The sequence below is a fragment of the Pseudomonas sp. 65/3-MNA-CIBAN-0223 genome (assembly GCF_040310425.1).
In the GTDB taxonomy this organism is placed as follows: Bacteria; Pseudomonadota; Gammaproteobacteria; order Pseudomonadales; family Pseudomonadaceae; genus Aquipseudomonas; species Aquipseudomonas gregormendelii.
The window spans coordinates 1-240 of record NZ_JBEOPV010000327.1 but is presented as its reverse complement, the minus strand read 5'-3'; the positions used below and the strand labels follow the sequence as shown (position 1 = coordinate 240).

The following is a 240-nucleotide window of genomic DNA, read 5'->3' as shown; positions in this document are numbered from 1 at the left end:
ATGGAAAGCTTTGGGTAATACGTCAGAGAGAAGGGTCAGGTCGCGGATTTTTTCCATGGCGGCATCCTTGTCAGGGAAGCGAAGGAGATTGAAATCCGCATACGGTACGAAGAGATAATCACCGTGCCCCCCCGTCCAGCCACCGAGGTTGAACCCGTAGGCTCCGCAGTCGATTTCGGGGTTGGTGTTCTCGCATACATCGGAGCGCATATGCTTGCAGTTGTAGCAACGCCCACACCC

The 240-nt window shown here is 55.0% G+C and carries 1 pseudogene; it reads right to left on the bottom strand.

The annotated features are described in order from the left end of the window. Positions 1-210: pseudogene (locus tag AAEZ09_RS29075) on the bottom strand (formaldehyde dehydrogenase, glutathione-independent); the annotation flags it as partial. Positions 211-240: the final 30 nt, after the last annotated feature.